Genomic DNA, 19522 nt, shown 5'->3' on the forward strand with positions numbered 1-19522 from the left:
AAACTTACAACATCGTCGGCTCGCGCCTCTTGATCTCGTAAGCCTGCTCCCCGCTCGAGCTCTCGCTCTCTGGGGCGCAGTCCAAAATCATATCACCCGATTGGCGGAACTTTGGTCTCAAGGGCGTCTGCCCAGGGCATGAAGCGCTCCAGGGTCTCCTGGCGGTTGGCCACCAACACGGGGAAGTCCCTCTGGGACTGGTCTGTTCCGGCCAGCAGCCCTTGTGGCGTTGGTCCGAGCCAGCGCAGGGGACAGCCCAGTTCCTCCAGCACCAGCCAGGCCGCTGCCAGGTCCCAGATCTTCGGTGTGGCCTCCAGGGCCGCCATTGTCTGGCCCATGGCCACCGACACCAGATTCAGGCTGGCCACGCCCAACAGGCGGATCTTGCCGGGGAACGGACGGTGCGGCAGCTTCTGAAGCACCCGGATCGATCGGCTGCAGAGGGAGGCACAGCCGGCGTTATGCACCTGCTCGGCCGGGGGCGGAATGGGCTTTCCGTTGCGCCAGGCGCCCTGTCCCCGGATGGCCACAATGCGCTGACGCAAGGGGGGCACCTCGAGGATCGCCAGCACCGGTACTCCGGCCTCGAAGCGGGCCATCGAGATCGCCCAGTAGGGGATTCCGGCGGCGAAGTTGGTGGTGCCATCCAGGGGATCCACCACCCAGTACGCCGGGGTGGCAGGCACCTGCTGCCGGCCTTCCTCGCTGAGCACGCCCTCCCCAGGGAACAACTCCGCCAGCCCCGCCACCAGAGTGGCGTCACTCCAGCGATCACAGGCGGTGATGAAGGAGCCATCGGCCTTCAGATCGGGCTGGCTGTGGCCGAAATCGGCGCGTTGACGCTCAGCCACCCGATCGATCAGGGCCTCCAGGCGGGGATCGAGCAGGTGCGGAGAAAGGGATGTCATCCGAGTTCCAGCTCCAGGACCTGGCTGAGGCTGCGGGAGGTGTCCTCCCGGAACTGGCGCACATTGACACGGGCCAGCAGCACCAGGGCCGCCAGGGCCACCAGCAACTCCACGCCCAGCACAAGGGCGAAGGGCCCGTAGGGACCATCGCCCAGCGGCAGGGAGCGGCCGATGTCGTACAGACCCCCGCCGAGCAACTTGCCGATCGCCCGCGAAAGGGCCTGGGCCAGACCCCAGACCCCGACGAAGGTGCCGGCGGCCTGGGGCAGGGTGAGGTCGAGCATCAGGCACAGGGCGCTGTTGGTGCCGATGCCGGCCGCCAACCCGAACAGCACCATCACGGCCTGCAGAAAGGGGATCCTGGCCGTCAGACCCGCCACGAGCAGCAGCAGCAGGGACAGGGCGATCAGTTGGCAGCCGAGCCGGGCGGTGGCCATCTTGCCGAGCCGCGGCACCACCCAGAGCCCCGCCAGCAGCAGACCCACCAGGGTGCCGACACCCCAGAAGGCGTTGAGCTGGGCCGTGGCGGCAATCGGCATGGCGAAGACCTGGGCGCCGTAACTCTCCAGCACGGGATCCTGCAGGAACAGCGCCAGGGTGAACAGGATCAGAAACGAAAAGAAGATCAGCACCTGGCGGCTGGAGGTGATCAGGGTCCAGGACTGGCGCAGACCGATGGCGTCCTCCCGCCTGACAGCCGTTCCGTCGGTGCGCTCACGCAACGGTGGCTCCATTCCCCAGGTGGCCACCACGGTGAGAAGCATCACAGCGGCGGCCACGATCGTCATGAAGCGAGAAAGGGCGGCCTGCAGCACCAGCGGGTCGTTGACCCCGTCGAGGGAGCGAAGGCTCACGCCGATGGCCACCGCACCGATGACGATGCCGACCGTGAGCATGCACCAGATGATGCTCACTGCCCGAGGCCGCTCCTGTTCGCTGGTGCGGTCGATCACGAGGGCCAGATAGGGGGTGGTGGCCAGCGAAATCGCCAGGCCGTACAGGGCGAACAGGCCGCAGAGGGCCGCGATGCCAAGGGCGAGGCCAGGCTGGCTGCCGTCCTGCAGCAGGCGGCCCACCTTGAAGATCAAGGGCACCGACAGCACCGCCAGCAGGCAGAACGCCGCCGTGCCGATCAGCACGTAGGGAACCCGGTGACGGGACGCCAGGGGATGGGCATCGGAAACCTGGCCGAACAACACCCGGGATGGGGCCACGAATTGCTCAAAGGCCAGGGCGCCTCCCACCAGCAGGCCTGGAAAGCCCAGTTCGCTGAGCATGATCCGGTTGAGCAGACCGGAAAAGATCACCGCCAGGCAGCCAAGACAACCCTGGAAGAGTCCGAGGCGCACGGTGGCGGGGAGGGTCAGACCGGAGCGGAGATGGGTCGACAACGGGCGTCAGGACCCCGGCGGCATGGCCTCGGAGCCAATCGGGCTGCCGGCACGGCAGGCCGGAATCAGGGGCTGGGGCTCCACCGGTATCTCAGCGGTGCCCGCCGGCCTGGGACTGGTGGCGGGAAGGGACTGACGCTGGCAGAGGCCGACCTGGTCGAGGCCGGTGAAGCGCCGCAGCCGGGCCAGGGCCTTGTTGTAGTCGGAGATGGCCGTCGACCAGCGCACCTCGGCCTGGGTGAGGTCGCGCTGGGTGTCCACCACCTCCCGCTGGGTGGTCACACCGGCCTGGAAGCGCAGGCGGGCCAGACGCAGGGATTCCCTGGTGGAGATCACCTCGCGGGAGGTGGTGGTGATGTTGCGGTTGTTCTTCTCCAGCTCGTAGAAGTTGGTTTCCACCTCCTGGCGGATGGCGTCGCGCTGCTGGGCAAACTGGTACGTGTTCTGCTCAGCCACCTGCTTCTGGCGGCGGTAGTTGGCCCGGGCGGCACCACCATCGAAAATCGACCAGCTGAGGTTGAGCCCCACCGTGTTCTCGACCGACCAACCCTCGTTGCCGAAGTTGACGCCGGCGGTGCTGCGGTTGGCGAACTGAACACCCCGGGTGCGGCCTCCGGTGAGTCCGTAGGCGATGTTCAGGAAGGGCTGGACCTGGCCCAGGGCGGTGTTCGCTTCGCTGTTGGCGATGGAGATGTTGAGCAGGACGTTGTCAAGCTCCTCCCGGAAGGCGTAGGCCGCGATGATGCTCTCCTGCAGCGAGGGCAGCCAGGAGCCCACCACCCGCGACGGCTCCTTGGAGGTGGGTGTCACGTCCTGGGGCAGATCGAGCAGAGCGGCCAAGGCGCGGCGGGCGATGGCCTGGTCGGCCAGGCCCTGGGTCAGCACCTGCTGGTCCCGGGCCAGCTGGGTTTCCGCCTCCAGCACCTCCAGCTTGGTGGCCACCCCGGCCTGGAAACGGGCCTTGGCATCCCGCAGGCTCACCAGGGACGAGCGCACCGATTCCTGGCCGATGCGGACGGTTTCGTCGGAGACCTGGAGGTTGAAGAAGGCCTCCGCCGCCTCAAGGCGCCGGGCCCGAAGGCCGATCAGGTACTGATTCTTGGCCTGCTCGAACCGGTCACGGGCTGCGGCGATCTGCGGCGTGCGCGTGGGGTTGATCAGGCCCCAGCTGGCCTGCAGCACGGCCGACATCCTCCAGATGCTGGTGATCGTGTTGCCGGGCTGCTGGCCGGTGCCCGTGAAGGCGCTGCTGAACTGCTGGCCCCCGGTGTAGGTGGGCAGGCTGTTGGCGTTGAGCTGGATCGTGGGATACCAGAGGGCGATCTGGGCCCGCAGGGCCGACTGGGCCTGCTCCACCTGGCTGGCGATCGCCTTGAGCTCGGGGTTGTTGACCTCGACCAGGGTTTCCACATCGGCCAGGCCGAGGGGCCGCAGTTCCCGGATGCGCACCTGCGAGGGCTTGACCGGCAAGGCCAGGGGGTTGGGGGCCCGGAGATCCTGCAGGCCCGGCGGCAAGTCCTTGGCGGCAGGGGCCAGCACGCTGGGGTTCGATTTCGGCCGCGATCCCTTCACCTCCGGGGCCAGGGGCAGGGCCTCGGGAGCTGGAAGGGCCTGGCTGACCGGTGCCGGAGCCGGCTGGGCCCCCAACGGCAGTGCCTGAAAGCCAACCGACGGGAGCACCACCAGTGCCGCGAGCAGGAGTGGTTGGCGCCTCACGTTGGACCGTTCGCTTCAGGCAGAGCTTAAGCACCTCCCCGTGGGGTGCCGAGGCAGGCGGCCACCAGATCGTCCGCACCCCCCAGCAATCGAACCGCCACGGGCAGTCGCGCGCGCAGGTCGGCGAGGGTGGTGTCGTCCAAAAACACCTCCTCCCCCTCCCGCAGCATCACCCGCGGCAGCAGCAGTTCCTCCCCCAGGTCACGGCCGCGCAGGCCCTCGATCAGGTCGGAACCCGTCAGCAGCCCGGTGACCACCTGGTCCTGGCCCCAGTAGGGGCTGGGCAGGCCATGGAGGACGAGCTCCAGCCCCTCGACCCGGTTGAGCCGCTCCACCACCGGTTGCAGGGCCTCGGCCACGAGGCGGCCCACCACCCAGCTGCAGCGCCGCGGGGTGGCGATGCGGGCGGGAAGCTCCTGGGTGGCCCCCTCCAGGTCCTCCAGGAAGGCACGGATACTGCCCACCCCGTTCTCCTGCTGGGGCAGATCCTCGTAGCTGGCCCGCGGCGGCAGGGGCCGGCCGGCGATCAGGAACCACTCATCGGAGAGCCAGGCGAAACGGCTGCCGGTGCTGGCCTGGAAGACGGGCTGCAGGCGCTCCACCCGGGCGATCACCTCCAGGGCCACTTCCCGGTCGACCGGCCGGAGGGCATCGCCGGCCGGGCGGAAGCGCGTCAGACCCACCGGCACCACGGCGGTGGAGAGCACGGCGGGCCAGGGTCCGGTGGCGAACCGCGCCAGGTCGGTGAGGGTGCGCTCCAGGGCCTCGCCGTCGTTCAGCCCCGGACAGACCACCACCTGGGCGTGGATCTGGAGGCGCCGCTCAGCGAACCAGGCCAGCTGCTCGAGCAGCAGGGCGGCCCGTGGGTTGACCAGCAGGCGGCTGCGCAGCTCCGGATCGGTGGCATGGACCGACACGAACAGGGGCGACAGGCGCTGCTCCTCGATGCGGCTCCAGTCGGCCGCCGTGAGGTTGGTGAGGGTGAGATAGGAGCCGTAGAGAAAGCTGAGCCGGTAGTCGTCGTCCTTGAGGTAGAGGCTGTCGCGGCGCCCCGGCGGCTGCTGGTCGATGAAGCAGAAGGGGCAGTGGTTGTTGCACTGGCGCAGGCCGTCGAACAGCGCTTCGCTGAAGCCCAGCCCCAGCCCTTCATCCAGGTCCTTCTCCAGCTCCACCACGTGGAGGGTGCCGTCGGGGTCCTCCACCTCGAGCACCAGCTCCTCCTCCCCCTGCAGCACCTGGACGTCGATCAGGTCCCGCGGCCGGACCCCGTTGATGCTGCGCAGGCGATCCCCCGGCTGGAAGCCCAGCTCCTCAGCGATCGAGCCGGGTTCCACCGTGACCACCACGGCGGGCCGGGGTTGGGTGACGGGCCCGGCAAGGGCAGAGGAGGGCTCCTTCCACACAGGGGTTACGGCGAGGGCGTCAGGGATGAGGGTCCAGTGTGGCGGCCCTGCCCGCTCAGGGGGTGACCCCCTCCAGCCCCCGGAACCCCATCAGGATCACCAGACCGAACAGCAGCCGGTAAATCACGAAGATCCAGGTGCTGTTCTGCTGCAGGAAGCGCAGCAGCCAGGCGATCGCCAGCCAGGAGACCACCGCCGCCGCGGCAATGCCCACCAGCATCGGAATCACACCACCGTTCTCGACCGAACCGAAGGCCGACTTGAGCTCCACCAGCCCGGCCAGGGTGATGGCGGGAATGCCGAGCAGGAAGGAGAAACGCGCCGCGTCGGCCCGCTGCCAGCCATCAAACAGCGACGCCGTCAGCGTGCTGCCCGAGCGCGAGACGCCGGGGATCAGGGCCAGGGCCTGGGCCAGTCCCACCAGCAGACCGTCCCGGGGGGTGACGGCACCGAGCAGGCGGCGACGGCGGCCCACCAGTTCGGCCACCGCCAGCAGCAGCGCCATCACGATCGAGACGATGGCGATCGAGGTCAGGCTGCGCAGGGGGGAGGTCTCGTAGCCGGGCAGCAGCACCTTGATGGCCAGGCCCGCCAGCAGGATCGGCACCGTGCCAAGCACGATGGCCACCCCCAGTCGGGCCGGCGGGTCGTTCCACTGGCCATGGCGGAAGGCCCTGGCCACTCCGCTGCCCACCTCGGCCAGATCCTTGCGGAAATAGCCGAGCACCGCAGCGATGCTGCCGAGCTGGATCACGGCGGTGAAGGCCACCCCGGGATCACCCCATCCCAGGAGCACCGGCACCACCTTGAGGTGGGCGGTACTGCTGATCGGCAGGAACTCCGTGAGCCCCTGCACGACCCCCAGAACGAAGGCGTGCCAGCAGGCCTCGACCAGGGGCAGGGACGCGGCCGTGGCGACCAGCGGCATGGGGAGAGCCGATACTGCGGCTGACCCTATGGCCGGATGGGTCACGGAAGCACCCCCCGATCCCTTTAAGGTTGCACAACTTTCTTCACAACCAGGTGCTCGGGGTCCCACCCACCCTTTCGACTCGTCCCCCAGCCCTGCCGGGGCTGCGGATCGCTGCTGCCGCACCGGCCCTTCCGGCCGTGGCCGTGCTGCCGCTGGCGGCGGCCCTCCTGGTCACCGTGCCGGTGTTCCTGCAGGCTCCCTGGGTGCGCTCCGCGCCGGTCGCGGCGGCCCTGTTCACCATTCCGTTGCTGGCGCTGGCCCTGGTGCTGGAGCGCCGGGGCCAGGGCCAGTGGCAACAACTGGGCGTGCTCCTGGTGGGCTTCTGCGGCAGCTGGCTGGGGGGCTGTCTGTTCTGGGGCTGGTTCCGGCTGCACCCTGTGATGCATCTGCCGATTGAGGCCTTCGCCCTGCCCCTGGCGCTGGCGGGCCTCGGCGGCCGCTGGCGCCTGGCGGGCGCCTTCTACCTCAGCTCCCTGCTCGGCACCGCCAGCACCGATGGGGTCATGGCCGCCGCCGGACTCATGGATCTCTGGCCCCAGGTTCTCAACGCTCCCCTGTCCGAGGCGCCGCTGTTGCTGCAGGGTGCCGCCATCCAGGTGCTTCAGCCCTGGCCCCTGGCCCTCGTCGGCCTGACGGCCTGTCTGCTGGTGTTCATCTGCCGCCGCCTGTGGGCCCTTGGGGGACCCTGGCGAGTCGCCGCCGCGGCCCTGGGCACCACGTTGGCCGTCGACGCCCTGTTCCTGGGAGCGGCCTTGGCGGCCCCCCACCTGAGCGGCCTGATCTGAAGATCTGCAAAAGCAGAGCCTCCGGCGTGGGGAGACCAGGGGGGATTCTGTAACGTTGCACCGGTGGTCTGTGGATCACCACCCTGTCCCTGCCAGGGTCCCCTGGTTCTTTCCCTAAACGGAGTGTCGTGATGAAGCGGCTGCTTGCCTGGTTGATGAGTGGTGTGGTCCTGGCCGGTCTGCTCATGACCCTGGTTCTGCCCGGTGCCGCCCTCGCCGCGGAGCGCCGCAACGAGATCGACGACAAGCTCGCCGAGAGCGTCGGCAAGGTGGATCTCAACAACGCTTCGGTCCGACGATTCCAGCAGTACCCCGGCATGTACCCGACCCTGGCCGGCAAGATCGTTCTCGGTGGTCCTTACGAGAGCGTCGACGACGTGCTGGAGCTGGACCTGACCGACCGCCAGAAGGAGCTGTTCAACAAATACAAGGCCAACTTCACCGTGACCCCGCCCGCGATCGCCCTCAACGAAGGCTTCGATCGCATCAACGACGGCGTCTACCGCTGAGCGAGGCGCCAGCCCGGTCGGACGACCGGGACAGTGTCTGAACCGCCGTCACCACGGCGGTTTTTTTGTGGTCGGCAGGACGGCCGCCGCCCGTCCCATAGGCTCTCCAGCACAAGGCACGGTGCAACGGGGTGAAGCAGCCGCTTGGATGAGCCGGATCCGCGCATGGCCTGCCACTGGGATGTGGTGGTGGTCGGCAGTGGCGCCGCAGGTTTGATGACCTGCCTGGAGTTGCCTGCCCAGCTGCGCGTGCTGCTGCTCAGTAAATCCAGCAGCCCGCCGTCGGCCAGCCGCTGGGCCCAGGGCGGTATCGCCGCCGTGACCGGAGCCGATGACAGCTTCGCCAGTCACATCGCCGACACCCTCAAGGCCGGAGCAGGCCTGTGCGATCCCGAGGCGGTGGACGTGCTGGTGCGGGAAGCGCCGGCCTGCGTCGAGCGGCTGGTGCAACTGGGCATGGACTTCGATCGCACCGCCCAGGGCCTGAGCACCACGCTCGAAGCCGCCCACAGCCACCGCCGGGTGCTGCACGCCCAGGACCGCACCGGCGGCGCCCTGGTGGATGCCCTGGAGCGGGAGGTGCGGCGCCGGCCGGGGCTGGAGCAACGCAAGGGCATCCCTGCCCTGCAACTGTGGGTGGAGCAAGGCCGCTGCGTCGGACTGCAGGTGCTCGAAGGGAACCGCCTGCGCTGGTTGCGGGCCGGTGCGGTGGTGTTGGCCAGCGGCGGCGGCGGCCATCTGTTTGCCCACACCACCAACCCGACCCAGGCGAGCGGCGATGGGGTGGCGATGGCCTGGAGCGCCGGGGCCAGGGTGCGGGACCTGGAGTTCGTGCAGTTCCACCCCACGGCACTGATGTTGCCCGACGCCCCCCATTTCCTGATCAGCGAAGCCGTGCGCGGCGAGGGGGCGCGGCTCTTCGACGCGGCTGGCCGTTCTCCGGTGGCACAGCTGGAGGGGGGCGACCTGGCCCCCCGCGACCAGGTGAGCCGCGCCCTGGCCCGTTGCATGGCCGATCAGGGGGTGACCCACCTGTGGCTCGACCTGCGGCCGGTGGGCCGTGAACGGCTGGACCGCCAGTTCCCCACCATTCTGCGGCGCTGCCGTGAGCTGGGGCTGTCCCCCTGCGAGGCCCCGATCCCCGTGGCGCCGGCCGCCCATTACTGGATGGGGGGCGTCGACACCGACCTGCAGGCCGCCACCAGCCTGAGTGGCCTCTACGCCGTGGGTGAAGTGGCCAGCACCGGGGTACACGGAGCCAACCGCCTGGCCAGCAACTCGCTGATGGAATGCCTGGTCTTCGCCCGCCGGCTACGGCATCTGACCCCCCAGCCCCTCCCCCCTGAGCCGCGGGGCACGCCCGCCGCGGCCCCGCGGCTCAGCAAGGCTGAGCTGCAGGCAAGCCCGGACGAGGCCACACTGATCACGGCCATCGGCAACCTGCGACGGTTGTGCTGGCAGGTGGCCGGGGTGGAGCGGCGCGGGGTCGATCTGATCGACGCCCTGCGCCAGGTCCGCAGCGAACGCTCCGGCCATGAGCGTTCGCCCCTGCTGCGCCGGGCCCTCGGTCTGCCACCCGATCAGGAGCTGCAGCTGCCGCCGGAGCAGAGCCGCCGCCTGCTGCTGCTGCAGGATCTGCGCCAGCGGCTGGTGCTGGCGGAGCTGCTGATGGAGGCCGCCGCCTTCCGGGTGGAGAGCCGGGGAGGCCATCACCGCACCGATGCCCCGACCCCCCAACCGTTCTGGCGGCGTCACACGCTGCAGGAAAGGGGCCGATCCCCCTTCACAGGCCCGGTGGGCCAGGCCTGAGGGGAAAGGCCTCAGTTCGCGGGCCTCAGTTGGCGGGGGCTGCAGGGTCCTTGAAGCCGCTCAGGGCGGCGAGCTGGGCGAGGGTCTTCTGGCCGGAATCCAGCTCGCCCTTGATCTCCCAGGTGGGGAAGCCCTGGATGTTCTTGCTGGCGCAGAGCGCCGCCTGATTGTTGCGGCCATCAGGCGCGCACTCAATGATCTTGAGCTTGGCCGTGGCCTCCTTACCGAAGAGTTCCTTCTGGTCGTGGCAATGGGGGCACCAGTAGGCCGAATACATCACGGCTCCAGTGGCGGTGAGGTGCTCGGCGAGGGCCAGGGTGGCCGGGGTGCTGGCGGCGACCACCGGGATCGGCATACCCGGGCCCGTGGTGGCCTCGGGGCGATTCATGGAGGTGGCCCAGCCGAGTCCGATCAGGCCGACAGCCAGAGCGGTGAGCACGCCGCGAAAGATCAGGGCCCCGGAGTCCTCCCATTCACCGCCGATCAGGCTCAGCACGAACAAGGTCACACTGATGGCGGCCGACATCAGACAGAAGGTGCAGAACGCCTTGATCTGGAAGGCCATCACCCCCACCAGCACCAGGCTGAAGATCGCCATGCCGGCGCTGAGCAGGAACAGGCCCCACCAGCTGAGACCGTTGACCCTGGTGCGGGCCTCCCCCTTCAGCAGCAGCGGCAGCAACGCCATCACCAGCACCGCCCCGTAGGCCAGGAAGCCGAACAGAGACAGGGGCTGACCAAAGACACTTCCCCAAGGGCTGTTGAGCACCTTGTCGCAGCCTTCGGCGCCACCGGGGCAACTGAGGTTGCCGATCACGCCCCAGCGGTTCAGGGTGATCGATCCGGTGTCGATGACGCCGATGGTGGCCAGCACGGCCATCACCACCCGCGCCCAGCGGCGACCCGGCTCGGGTCGGCGGCGATTGGTGAGGCGGCTGGCGAGGCGGGTGGAAGTCACAGGCACGGTCGCGTCGTGGGGCGATTCTCGCAGTCGCGGGGACTTGCATAGGGTGGACATCGGCGTTTGCGCCCACTCCCTTGATGCCGGCAAGCCGGCCCCTTCCCCCCTTCCACCCGCAACAACATGTCTCCCCAGCCCAGCCGAGAACGGCCCACCGTGGCCTTCACCCACCTGGGTTGCGAGAAGAACCGGGTGGACACCGAGCACATGCTCGGCCTGCTGGCCGAGGCCGGCTACGGCGTCAGCGCCGACGAAAGCGAGGCCCGGGTGGTGGTGGTCAACACCTGCAGCTTCATCCAGGACGCCCGTGCCGAGTCGGTGCGCACCCTGGTGGAACTGGCCGAACAGGGCAAGGAACTGATCATCGCCGGCTGCCTGGCCCAGCATTTCCAGCAGGAGCTGCTGGACTCCCTGCCGGAGGCGCGGGCGATCGTCGGCACCGGTGACTACCAGCACATCGTCGAGGTGCTGGAGCGGGTCGAGGCCGGCGAGCGGGTCAACAGGGTCAGCGCGGTGCCCACCTTCGTTGGCGACGAACACCTGCCCCGCTACCGCACGACCTCCGAGGCGGTGGCCTACCTGAAGGTGGCCGAAGGCTGCGACTACCGCTGCGCCTTCTGCATCATTCCCAGGCTGCGGGGCGACCAGCGCTCCCGCACAATCGAATCGATCGTGGCCGAAGCCCACCAGCTGGCCGCCCAGGGCGTCAAGGAGCTGATCCTGATCAGCCAGATCACCACCAACTACGGGCTGGATCTCTACGGCAAACCACGGCTGGACGACCTGCTGCGGGCCCTCGGGGAGGTGGAGATTCCCTGGATCCGGGTCCACTACGCCTATCCCACCGGCCTCACCGAGCCCGTGCTCGCCGCCTACCGGGACGTCCCCAACGTGCTTCCATACCTGGACCTGCCTCTTCAGCACAGCCACCCGGAGGTGCTGCGGGCCATGAACCGTCCCTGGCAGACCGGGGTCAACGGCGCCCTGCTGCAACGCATCCGCGAGCAGCTGCCCGACGCCGTGTTGCGCACCACCTTCATCGTCGGCTTTCCCGGCGAGACCGAGGAGCAGTTCGAGCATCTGCTGGCGTTCGTCGCCGAACAGCGCTTCGACCACGTCGGTGTGTTCGCCTTCTCCCCCGAGGAGGGCACCGCCGCCGCCGAGCTCAGCGATCCCGTGCCGCCGGAGATCGCCAGCGAGCGGCGGGACAGGCTGATGGCCCTGCAGCAACCGATCGCCGCCGATCGCAACGGCGCCTGGGTGGGCCGGATCGTGGATGTGTTGATCGAACAGGACAACCCCTCCACCGGCGAGATGCTGGGCCGCTGCGCCCGCTTCGCCCCTGAGGTGGATGGCGAGGTGCATGTCAGCCCCGGTGAGGGCGGACTCTGCGCCGCACCCGGAACGATGGTGCCGGTGCGTATCACCGCGGCCGACACCTACGACCTGCGCGGCGTGGTGGTGGGGGCCGGCGCGATGTTGCGTGAGGCCCAGGCCGCCACGCGGAGCCAGGCTTGAGCCCCAGACCCGGAGACGGCTGGCTGCAACGGCACCAGCGCCCCCTGTTCCTGGTCGCCTCCGGCCTGAGCACCTCCGGATCCTTCGCCGGGCTGACGGCCAAGGGCTGGATCCTGATGGCCGGCACCGGCAACCCCCTGCTGCTGGCCCTGCACTTCGCCGCCCTGGCCCTGCCAAGCCTTCTTGTCAGCGGCCGGGCTGGGGTGCTCACGGATCGGCTGGGCTGCGAAACCATGCTGATCCGTTCCCAATGGGGACTGTTCGGCGGCGCGGCCCTGGGGGCCCTGGCCATTCCCCTGCTGCAGGGGACGGGACAAGTGGTCCTGCTGCTGCTCAGCACGCTGGTGGTGGGCGTGTCCAGCTCCTTCGAGCTCACGGCGCGCAGCAAATACTGCTCCCTGCTGGTGGAACGGCCGGAGCAGGTGGCGCCCTATCTGGCCAGCTTCTCGGTCGTGTTCAACGTCGGCAAGCTGGTGGGCCCACCGCTGGGGGGCTGGCTCGTGGCCCTCTCCGGACCCGCCATGGCCCTGGCGATCGATGCGGCGTCGTACCTGCTGCCGATCGCCACCGTGATCTGGCTGCTGCGCCCCCACAGGGAGCTGGAGCAGCGCAGCACGGGCGGTGAAGGGGCCAGCCTCGGCGCCGCCTGGCGGGATTGCGGCTCCACCCTGCGCCATGTGCTGCGCTTCACCACCGTGGCCTGCCTGGTGGGCTTCTTTCACCCAGGCCTGGCTCCCCTGATCGCCGCCGAAGTGATCGGGCCCTCGCCGCAGGCCCTCGGACTGTTCACCAGCGTGCTGGCGGCGGGCAGCATCGCCGGCGGCGTGGTGTTGCAGCGCAACAGCCTGGCCCTGAGCGAACGGCCGGTGCTGCTGCTGGGGGGCTGCGCCGTGCTGGTGGCCCTGGCCCAGCTGGGCATGGCGGCGGCCACCAGGGGCGCGGCCGCCCTGGCGATGGCCCTGCTGATCGGAGCCGGCACGGCGGGCCTGCTGGCAGGCTCCAACCTGATCCTCCAGGTGGGGGCACCCATGGCCCTGCGCGGCCGCATGGCCGGACTGGGCCAGATCGCCTTCCTGGGCGGCGGCGGGGTGAGTGGCCTGCTGGCCGCCGCCCTGGCCATGACGCTGGGACTGCAGGCCACCTTCGCCCTGCTCGGCGGCCTGGGGCTGGTGGTGGGGGTGCTGGAACTGGGGCGGAACGGAGCCCTCAGGCTCAGATCAGCCTGACGCCCTTGAGCACGACGGTGGCCAGGAAGGCGGCGGTGAGCCCGCCACCGACGAGCGCCAGATAAATCACCACACCCACGGCCGCTGCTGCGAGGAACGGGATCATTACAGCAGAGGATCCGCCCCCTCCCCCCCCCCACAGCCTGGGTGGAGGCGGTAGAACGACCTGACATTTCCCGAAACCTCCTAGGGTTGCGGCGCAGAGGAACCTGATCAAGACCCCCCTTTCCACTGCCGCGCAATCGCCCACGGCCCCTCCACAACACACCTGCAGCATGCGCACCCTCTTCATCTATCCCGAATTCCCGAAGACGTTCTGGAGCTACGAAAAGATCCTCGAGCTGGTGAACCGCAAGGTGTTGCTTCCGCCGCTGGGGATGGTCACCGTGGCGGCCTTGCTGCCCCAGACCTGGGAGATGAAGCTGGTGGATCGCAACGTCCGCGAAGTCACCGAAGCGGAGTGGAACTGGGCGGAACTGGTGGTGATCTCCGGGATGATCGTCCAGAAGGCCGACATGGCCGCCCAGATCGCCAAGGCCAAGCAGCGGGGTCTGCCGGTGGCTGTGGGTGGCCCCTTCGCCAGTTCCACCCCGGACGCCCCTGAACTGCAGCTGGCCGACTTCAAGGTGCTCGACGAGGGGGAAATCACCTTGCCGATGTTCATTGAGGCCATCGAGCGCGGCGACCGCCAGGGACGTTTCAGTGCCGATGGTGAAAAGCCGGATGTCACCGGCACCCCCATTCCGCGCTTCGACCTGCTCGAACTCGACGCCTACGACTCCATGTCGGTGCAGTTCTCGCGGGGCTGCCCGTTCCAGTGCGAGTTCTGCGACATCATCGTGCTGTACGGCCGCAAACCCCGCACAAAGGCCCCCGAGCAACTGGTGGCCGAGCTGCAGTACCTCTACGACCTGGGCTGGCGCCGCTCCATTTTCCTTGTCGACGACAACTTCATCGGCAACAAGCGCAACGCCAAGTTGCTGTTGCCCGAGATCAAGCGCTGGCAGATCGCCCACGGCTACCCCTTCAGCTTCGCCACCGAGGCCTCGGTGGATCTCGCCTCCGACGACGAAATGATGAAGATGATGGCGGAGGCTCGCTTCGACAGCGTCTTCCTCGGTATCGAAACGCCCGATGAGGCCAGCCTGGAAACCGCCGGCAAGCTGCAGAACACCCGCAGCTCGCTGGAGGAGTCGGTCGACCGGATCACCTCCTACGGCATCCGGGTGATGGCCGGCTTCATCATCGGCTTCGACGGCGAAAAGCAGGGGGCAGGCGATCGGATCGTGGAATTCGTCAGCCGCACCGGCATCCCCGCCGCGATGATGGGCATGTTGCAGGCCCTGCCGAACACGGGGCTCTGGCATCGGCTGGAGAAAGAGGGCCGTCTGGTGCAGGAAAAAACCGATGCCAAGGGCGTCAACCAGACGAACCTGCTCAACTTCGTGCCCACCCGGCCGATCCGCCAGATCGCCAATGAGTACGTGGATGCCTTCTGCCGCCTCTACGAACCCAACGCCTACATCGATCGGGTCACCCATTACTACCTGAAAATGGGCCAGCCTCGCTGGCAACAGTTCGTGCCGGCGGCGGCCTTCGGCAAGGCCAGCCTGCCCAGCTGGACAGACGTCCGTGCCCTGCTGATCGTGATCTGGCGTCAGGGACTGAAGCGTGACACCCGCGGCCGTTTCTGGCGCTCCCTGCTCACCATCGCCCGCAAGAATCCCAACAACCTGGAGCAGTTCCTGGTGACCCTCGCCCACAACGAGCACTTCCAGGAGTACAGGGGTGTGGTGACCCGGGAAATCCAGGACCAGCTCGCCGCCCTGCCCCCGGAGCCGCCGGAAGGGTCCCGCGCAACCAGCCGCGAACTTCAGCCTGCCTAGTCCTGCACGTAGGGCAGACCGTTTGCCAGGCAGAACTCGGCCTTCTGCAGCTCCCGGCCCAGGTACAGGGCATGGTCGAGCCGTGACAGGGGGTGGGGACCCTCTGCCTCGGTGAGGGCGATGCCGAGCTCCTTGGCACTGCGGCCCCGGTAGGTGGCCAGTGGCGAGCGGGGGTCGCTGCTGCGGCAGCTGATCACCTCGCCGGTGTCGGGGTCGGTGGCCAAGCCCCGCTCATCGATGCCGTTGCCGTAGTGCTCGGCCACCAGCTCGCCGGCGGCGGCATCCACTTTGATCAGGAAGTAGCCCGACGGATCGAGAGCAATGAAACGCTGGGAGAGCGCCTCATCCAGGCTCAGGCGTGGGCACGGGTCGCGGTGCATGGGGTGGATCGTAGGCAGCGGTGAAGGGGAGCTCCGCGTTCATCGCCGCGATCGCCTGCTGCATCTCCTGGTTGGCACCCGGCAGCCACTCCCGCAGGATGGCGTCAAAGCGGGGGTCGTACCAGCGGTGCAGGCTGGCCCTGGGCTGGGCCACGAATCCGCGGCGCCGTTTGTGGCTGCCGCCGGCCCCGGGATCGAAGCTCTCCAGGCCCCTCTCGATGGCCCAGGCGATCGGGGCGTAGTAGCAGACCTCAAAGTGCAGGTTGTCGAGCTCGATGTCACTGCCCCAGTAGCGGCCCCAGAGGCCGGTGGCATCGTGCACACACATCGACATCGCCAGGGGCTGCATCGGCTCGCCTCGATGGGCACTGAACAGCACCAGGTGCTGGCGCAGGTCGGTGGCGGCCGCCTGGAAGAAGGACTCGGTGAGGTACTTGCTGCCCCAGGGACCCCAGCGGCTGCAGTGCTGCTCATAGAACCCGTGCATCCGCTCCAACAGATACGGCGGGATGTCCTCGCCGGCCAGGGGCGTGACGGTCAGCCCCGCCTCCGCCACCGAGCGGCGCTCACGGCGGATGTTGCGCCGCTGGTTGGCATTGAAACTGGCCAGATAGGCCTCGAAATCCCCATGGCCCGGATTGCGCCATTCGCTCTGCTGGTTGATCCACAGCGCGCAGCCGGCGGCCTCCGCCAGCAGCTGCCAGGCCGGATCCACATAGAGGAAGTTGCAGCTGAGAATCCGCTGCCGCTGGCAGAAGCTGTCGATCTCGTTCAGCATCATCGCCGTCAGGGCAGCGGCGTCTTCGCCCGGGGCCACATGGAAGCGGTAGCCCTGCACCGGACTCACCGGGCTCATGCCGACGAGCTTGGGGTAGTAGCGCAGGCCGAGCTGGCCGGCCAGCTGGGCGAAGGATTGGTCGAAGACGAACTCGCCATAGCTGTGACCCTTCAGATACAGGGGCGCCAGGGCCACCAGCCGCCCCTGGCGCCAGACCCCAAGATGGCAGGGCTGCCAGCCCTGACGGGGCACGATGCTGCCGCTGGCTTCCAGGTGGTGCAACCAGCGCCAGCCGTAGAAGGGGCGGTCGACGGCGTCTGCCGGTTCCTTGCCAGCACCCCCCACCAACGCCTGCCACTGGTCTTCAGGGATGTCCTGCGTTGCCTTGTGCCAGCGGACTTGCAGCTCGGCCATGGCCGGTGGCGACACAGGGGGACGGGGCAGGCGCAAAACTAACGGTTGACTCCCTGCGACCGAGCGTCCTTCCCCCGCCATGGCCAAGCCCCTGCGGATCCTGATGCTCCTGACGGCGGCCACGGCGCTGGTCCTGCCCCCGGCGCCGGCCAGGGCCGGGCTGCTGCGCCCGGTGCTGCTGCTGCTGCGCCCCCAGCTGGAGAACCAGCTGACCCGGGTCTGCGTGGAGACGGCCTCCGCCGGACGGACGGATCTGGTGAAGAGCCTGCAGGATCCCTGCCGCAAGCTGGCGGTGCCCACCAGCAAATGCCTGATCGAGGAGACCGACAACAGTGGCAGGAGCCTGGGGGTGCTGACCGAGATGGTCAGCGGCCGCTTCGGCGATGACAGCGAGGAAGTGGTGAAGCGCTGCCTGGCCAGGATGTTCGGCCTGCCCACCGACAGCCTGCGGGACATGCCGCTGCGGGAACTGGGCAAGCGGTTTGGCAGCGGCAGCCTCGGGCTTCAGGAGGTTGCGCCCTGATCCTCGGGGCGGCGCCAGCGCAGCAGCAGTTCGTCCCCTGGCAGCGCCCGGTGTTCGACCAGGCGCCAGCCGGCCCGGGCCTGCGGGGCCACCCGGGCCTCGGCCGGTAACCAGCCATGGGAGCCCCCGAGCAGCCGGGGGCAGACGGTGAGCTGGAGTTCATCGAGCAGGTCTTCGGCCGCCAGGGAGGACGCCAGCTGCGCGCCCCCCAGGACCACGAGCCGTCGCAGCCCCAGCCCGCCCAGGGCCTCCAGGGCCTGGCCCCAGCTCCGCAGGGGCAGGTGGCGTTCGAAACCCACCGCAGGCTCAGCGGGAGGCTCCGAAGCGGGCTGCAGCAGCCAGCGCACCAGGGGCTGGCGGAAAAAGGGCAGAGCGGCGGGCAACCGGCCGCTGCGGCTGACGGCGATGGCGATCGGCTGGAGGGAGCGTCCCTGGCGGCGGCGGGCCTCGAGCAGCGAGGGCCGGTGGATCAGGCAGGTGCTGCCGTGGCGCCGCAGGGTCTGGGCCCCCACCAGGGCGGCATCGGCCCAGGCCAGGGCCTCCTCCAGCACCTGCCGGTCACCGCTGCCACCCAGCTGGGCGGCACCCCCTTCCGCCGGGGCAAGGCGGCCGTCGAGGCTCACCGCCAGCACAAGCCGCAGCTCGGGCCGGGAGGGATTTCGGCGGGGATCCGCCACCGCCTCGCCCACCGGCACAGACGCCGCCGGACTCAAACGGCCGCGAGGGCTTCTAGGGCCGCCGGCAGCATCTCCAGCTGTGGCGTCTCGGCGAAGACCTCGGCGGCGTTGTTGGGGCTCTCCTGCAGCCGCACCTTATGCAGCCGGGCGCCGGTGGCGGCGATCGGGGCGCAGAGAAGGTCGGCGATGTGGAGCGCGATGTTCTCGGCCGTGGGAACGCAACCGGCGAAGTGCTCCACGTCTTTGTTCAGGAAGGTGTGGTCGAACGGCTCCACCACCAGGTCGGCCACCAGCTGCTGCAGCTCGGCCAGGTCGCAGACCATGCCGGTGCGCGCATCGATCGGACCCCGGACGGTGACATCGAGCAGGTAGTTGTGGCCGTGGCCGTGGGGGCGGGCGCACTTGCCGTAGATCGCCTCGTTTTCGCTCTGGCTGAGCTCGGGCCGGGCCAGGCGGTGGGCCGCGGCGAAGTGGGTGCGGATCGAGAGGAAGGCTTCCATGGGATCGATGGTGGGACCGCAGAGCACGTCGGCCCAGAGGTTGGTTTGTTCGTGGAGCCGCAGGGCCACCAGCGGCAGATGGGGGGCCAGCCGGTCGCGGATGGCCAGCAGCAGGGCTTCGGTGGTGGGCAGCCGCCCCTCGGGCCGGGAGAGGTCGAACTCCGACCAGACGTCGTTGAGGAAACGGAAGTCGAGCGGGTCACTGACTTCCCGCCGGATGGCGTGCTTGACGTCCGAGAGGTTGAGCACCATGCCGTCGCCGTCGAGGGGACCGCCCATCGCCACGGTGAGCTCGTAGTTGTGGCCATGGCCCGGGGCCAGGCTGCAGCGGCCGAAGCGGCGGGCGTTCTCGGCCTCGTCCAGCTCCGGCAGCCGGTACAGATGGCTGGCACTGAACGTGGCCCGGCGGGTGATCACACAGGGCCGGCCGCGCCCGTGGGCGGTGCTGGTGGGGGAAGGTGCCGCGGGAGAGGCGGTCAACCGGGTTGCGGTCATCGCCGAGGCCCAGGGGACGCCCATCCTAGAAACGGGGTCCGGACCGCCGCCGACCGCGAACCCATGGCCTCAGCCGATGACGCCCCGCCCCGCCCCTCGCACCGGGACCTGGCCCGCCGTCTCGATGGCCTCAACATCTACCTGGTGGGGATGATGGGGGCCGGCAAGAGCGCCGTGGGGCAGCCCCTGGCCGAGGCCCTCGGCTATCGCTTCATCGATGCCGACGCCACCCTGACCGAGGCCGCCGGTCGGCCGATCGCCGAGATCTTCAGCAGCGAGGGCGAGGAGGCTTTCCGGGCCCTCGAGACCAGCGTGCTCAATGGCATCGCCAGCTGGCATTCCCTGGTGGTGGCCACCGGCGGTGGGGCGGTCACCCGGCCGGAGAACTGGGGTCACATGCGCCAGGGGGTGGTGGTGTGGCTCGATGCCCCCGAAACGGAGCTGCTGCGGCGTCTGGCCGCCGATCCCACCCGGCGGCCCCTGCTTGAGGCGCCCGATCGCACCGGCCGCCTGCAAGCCCTGCTGCAGGAACGTCGGCCGCTGTACGCCCAGGCCGACGTGGCCGTGGTGCAGGACGGGGGCCTCCCCGCCGCGGTGGCGCTGCAGGTGCTGGAGGCCCTGCCCTCGGTGCTGCGCGACCCCCGCCAGCCCCCTGAAGCCCCCGAGTGAT

19 protein-coding genes are annotated in these 19522 nt (G+C 69.2%); 8 read left to right on the forward strand and 11 right to left on the reverse strand.

Features of this window, described 5'->3' with window-relative positions:
- Positions 1–92: 92 nt before the first annotated feature.
- From KUG43_RS14770 to KUG43_RS14790, 5 genes are read right to left on the reverse strand one after another with little or no spacing between them, the layout of a single operon-like run.
- The gene (locus KUG43_RS14770; RefSeq protein WP_216910311.1) at positions 93–908 is read right to left on the reverse strand and encodes an inositol monophosphatase family protein; all 816 of its coding nucleotides are present in this window, start codon (positions 906–908) and stop codon (positions 93–95) included.
- The gene (locus KUG43_RS14775) at positions 905–2299 is read right to left on the reverse strand and encodes a BCD family MFS transporter (RefSeq protein WP_216910313.1); all 1395 of its coding nucleotides are present in this window, start codon (positions 2297–2299) and stop codon (positions 905–907) included. The genes KUG43_RS14770 and KUG43_RS14775 overlap by 4 nt, the downstream gene beginning before the upstream one ends.
- Positions 2300–2305: 6 nt before the next feature.
- Positions 2306–3982 carry a TolC family protein gene (locus KUG43_RS14780; RefSeq protein ID WP_216910315.1) on the reverse strand — a complete coding sequence of 559 codons (1677 nt, stop codon included), beginning with the start codon at positions 3980–3982 and terminating at the stop codon, positions 2306–2308.
- Positions 3983–4041: 59 nt separating this feature from the next.
- Positions 4042–5418: a TIGR03279 family radical SAM protein gene (locus tag KUG43_RS14785; protein WP_216910317.1), complete on the reverse strand. Its 1377-nt coding sequence runs from the start codon at positions 5416–5418 to the stop codon at positions 4042–4044.
- A 55-nt stretch (positions 5419–5473) separates the two neighbouring features.
- Positions 5474–6346, reverse strand: a complete 873-nt coding sequence (locus tag KUG43_RS14790) for an undecaprenyl-diphosphate phosphatase (RefSeq protein ID WP_216910319.1) — start codon at positions 6344–6346, stop codon at positions 5474–5476.
- 71 nt (positions 6347–6417) lie between these two features.
- Between KUG43_RS14790 and KUG43_RS14795 the strand changes: the two genes are divergently transcribed.
- From KUG43_RS14795 to nadB, 3 genes are all read left to right on the forward strand, one after another.
- A complete protein-coding gene (locus KUG43_RS14795) occupies positions 6418–7176 on the forward strand; it encodes a DUF3120 domain-containing protein (protein ID WP_216910321.1) in 759 nt (252 codons plus the stop codon).
- A gap of 131 nt (positions 7177–7307) precedes the next feature.
- Entirely contained in the window at positions 7308–7685 is a 378-nt protein-coding gene (gene psbU, locus KUG43_RS14800; protein WP_216910323.1) for a photosystem II complex extrinsic protein PsbU, read from the forward strand.
- Between the two features lie 165 nt (positions 7686–7850).
- Complete coding sequence (nadB, locus tag KUG43_RS14805; protein ID WP_216910325.1) at positions 7851–9494, forward strand: L-aspartate oxidase; 1644 nt, start codon at positions 7851–7853, stop codon at positions 9492–9494.
- A 25-nt stretch (positions 9495–9519) separates the two neighbouring features.
- Here nadB and KUG43_RS14810 read toward each other — a convergent pair whose 3' ends face one another.
- A complete protein-coding gene (locus tag KUG43_RS14810) occupies positions 9520–10452 on the reverse strand; it encodes a vitamin K epoxide reductase family protein (RefSeq protein ID WP_216910327.1) in 933 nt (310 codons plus the stop codon).
- A 126-nt stretch (positions 10453–10578) separates the two neighbouring features.
- On the opposite strand from KUG43_RS14810, the gene rimO reads away from it, so the two are divergent.
- Complete coding sequence (gene rimO / locus KUG43_RS14815) at positions 10579–11973, forward strand: 30S ribosomal protein S12 methylthiotransferase RimO (RefSeq protein WP_216910329.1); 1395 nt, start codon at positions 10579–10581, stop codon at positions 11971–11973.
- Positions 11970–13199 (forward strand): MFS transporter, encoded by a 1230-nt coding sequence (locus KUG43_RS14820; protein ID WP_216910331.1) that lies wholly within the window; start codon positions 11970–11972, stop codon positions 13197–13199. Before rimO ends, KUG43_RS14820 begins: the two co-directional genes overlap by 4 nt.
- Here the strand turns inward: KUG43_RS14820 and KUG43_RS14825 are convergent.
- On the reverse strand, positions 13186–13305 hold the full coding sequence (locus tag KUG43_RS14825) for a cytochrome b6-f complex subunit 6 (protein WP_216910333.1): 120 nt from the start codon (positions 13303–13305) through the stop codon (positions 13186–13188). The two genes, KUG43_RS14820 and KUG43_RS14825, sit on opposite strands and share 14 nt — an antisense overlap.
- Positions 13306–13474: 169 nt before the next feature.
- Between KUG43_RS14825 and KUG43_RS14830 the strand changes: the two genes are divergently transcribed.
- Positions 13475–15085: a B12-binding domain-containing radical SAM protein gene (locus KUG43_RS14830; protein WP_216910335.1), complete on the forward strand. Its 1611-nt coding sequence runs from the start codon at positions 13475–13477 to the stop codon at positions 15083–15085.
- On the opposite strand, the gene KUG43_RS14835 is transcribed toward KUG43_RS14830, so the two are convergent.
- On the reverse strand, positions 15082–15465 hold the full coding sequence (locus KUG43_RS14835; protein ID WP_216910337.1) for a DUF4346 domain-containing protein: 384 nt from the start codon (positions 15463–15465) through the stop codon (positions 15082–15084). The two genes, KUG43_RS14830 and KUG43_RS14835, sit on opposite strands and share 4 nt — an antisense overlap.
- Positions 15428–16657, reverse strand: coding sequence for a GNAT family N-acetyltransferase (locus tag KUG43_RS14840; protein ID WP_216910339.1), 1230 nt, complete (start codon positions 16655–16657; stop codon positions 15428–15430). The genes KUG43_RS14835 and KUG43_RS14840 overlap by 38 nt, the downstream gene beginning before the upstream one ends.
- 79 nt (positions 16658–16736) lie before the next feature.
- Here KUG43_RS14840 and KUG43_RS14845 point away from each other — a divergent pair, with 79 nt between their 5' ends.
- Positions 16737–17180, forward strand: a complete 444-nt coding sequence (locus KUG43_RS14845) for a hypothetical protein (protein WP_216910341.1) — start codon at positions 16737–16739, stop codon at positions 17178–17180.
- On the opposite strand, the gene KUG43_RS14850 is transcribed toward KUG43_RS14845, so the two are convergent.
- Together KUG43_RS14850 and KUG43_RS14855 are read right to left on the reverse strand one after the other, a co-directional pair.
- Positions 17162–17857 carry a RibD family protein gene (locus tag KUG43_RS14850; RefSeq protein ID WP_216910381.1) on the reverse strand — a complete coding sequence of 232 codons (696 nt, stop codon included), beginning with the start codon at positions 17855–17857 and terminating at the stop codon, positions 17162–17164. The two genes, KUG43_RS14845 and KUG43_RS14850, sit on opposite strands and share 19 nt — an antisense overlap.
- 32 nt (positions 17858–17889) lie before the next feature.
- Positions 17890–18852: a 6-carboxytetrahydropterin synthase gene (locus KUG43_RS14855; protein WP_216910343.1), complete on the reverse strand. Its 963-nt coding sequence runs from the start codon at positions 18850–18852 to the stop codon at positions 17890–17892.
- A gap of 63 nt (positions 18853–18915) precedes the next feature.
- Between KUG43_RS14855 and KUG43_RS14860 the strand changes: the two genes are divergently transcribed.
- A complete protein-coding gene (locus KUG43_RS14860; protein WP_216910344.1) occupies positions 18916–19521 on the forward strand; it encodes a shikimate kinase in 606 nt (201 codons plus the stop codon).
- The last annotated feature ends 1 nt before the right edge of the window (position 19522 follow it).

Source organism: Synechococcus sp. CCY 0621, from assembly GCF_019038465.1.
Lineage (GTDB): Bacteria > Cyanobacteriota > Cyanobacteriia > PCC-6307 > Cyanobiaceae > Cyanobium.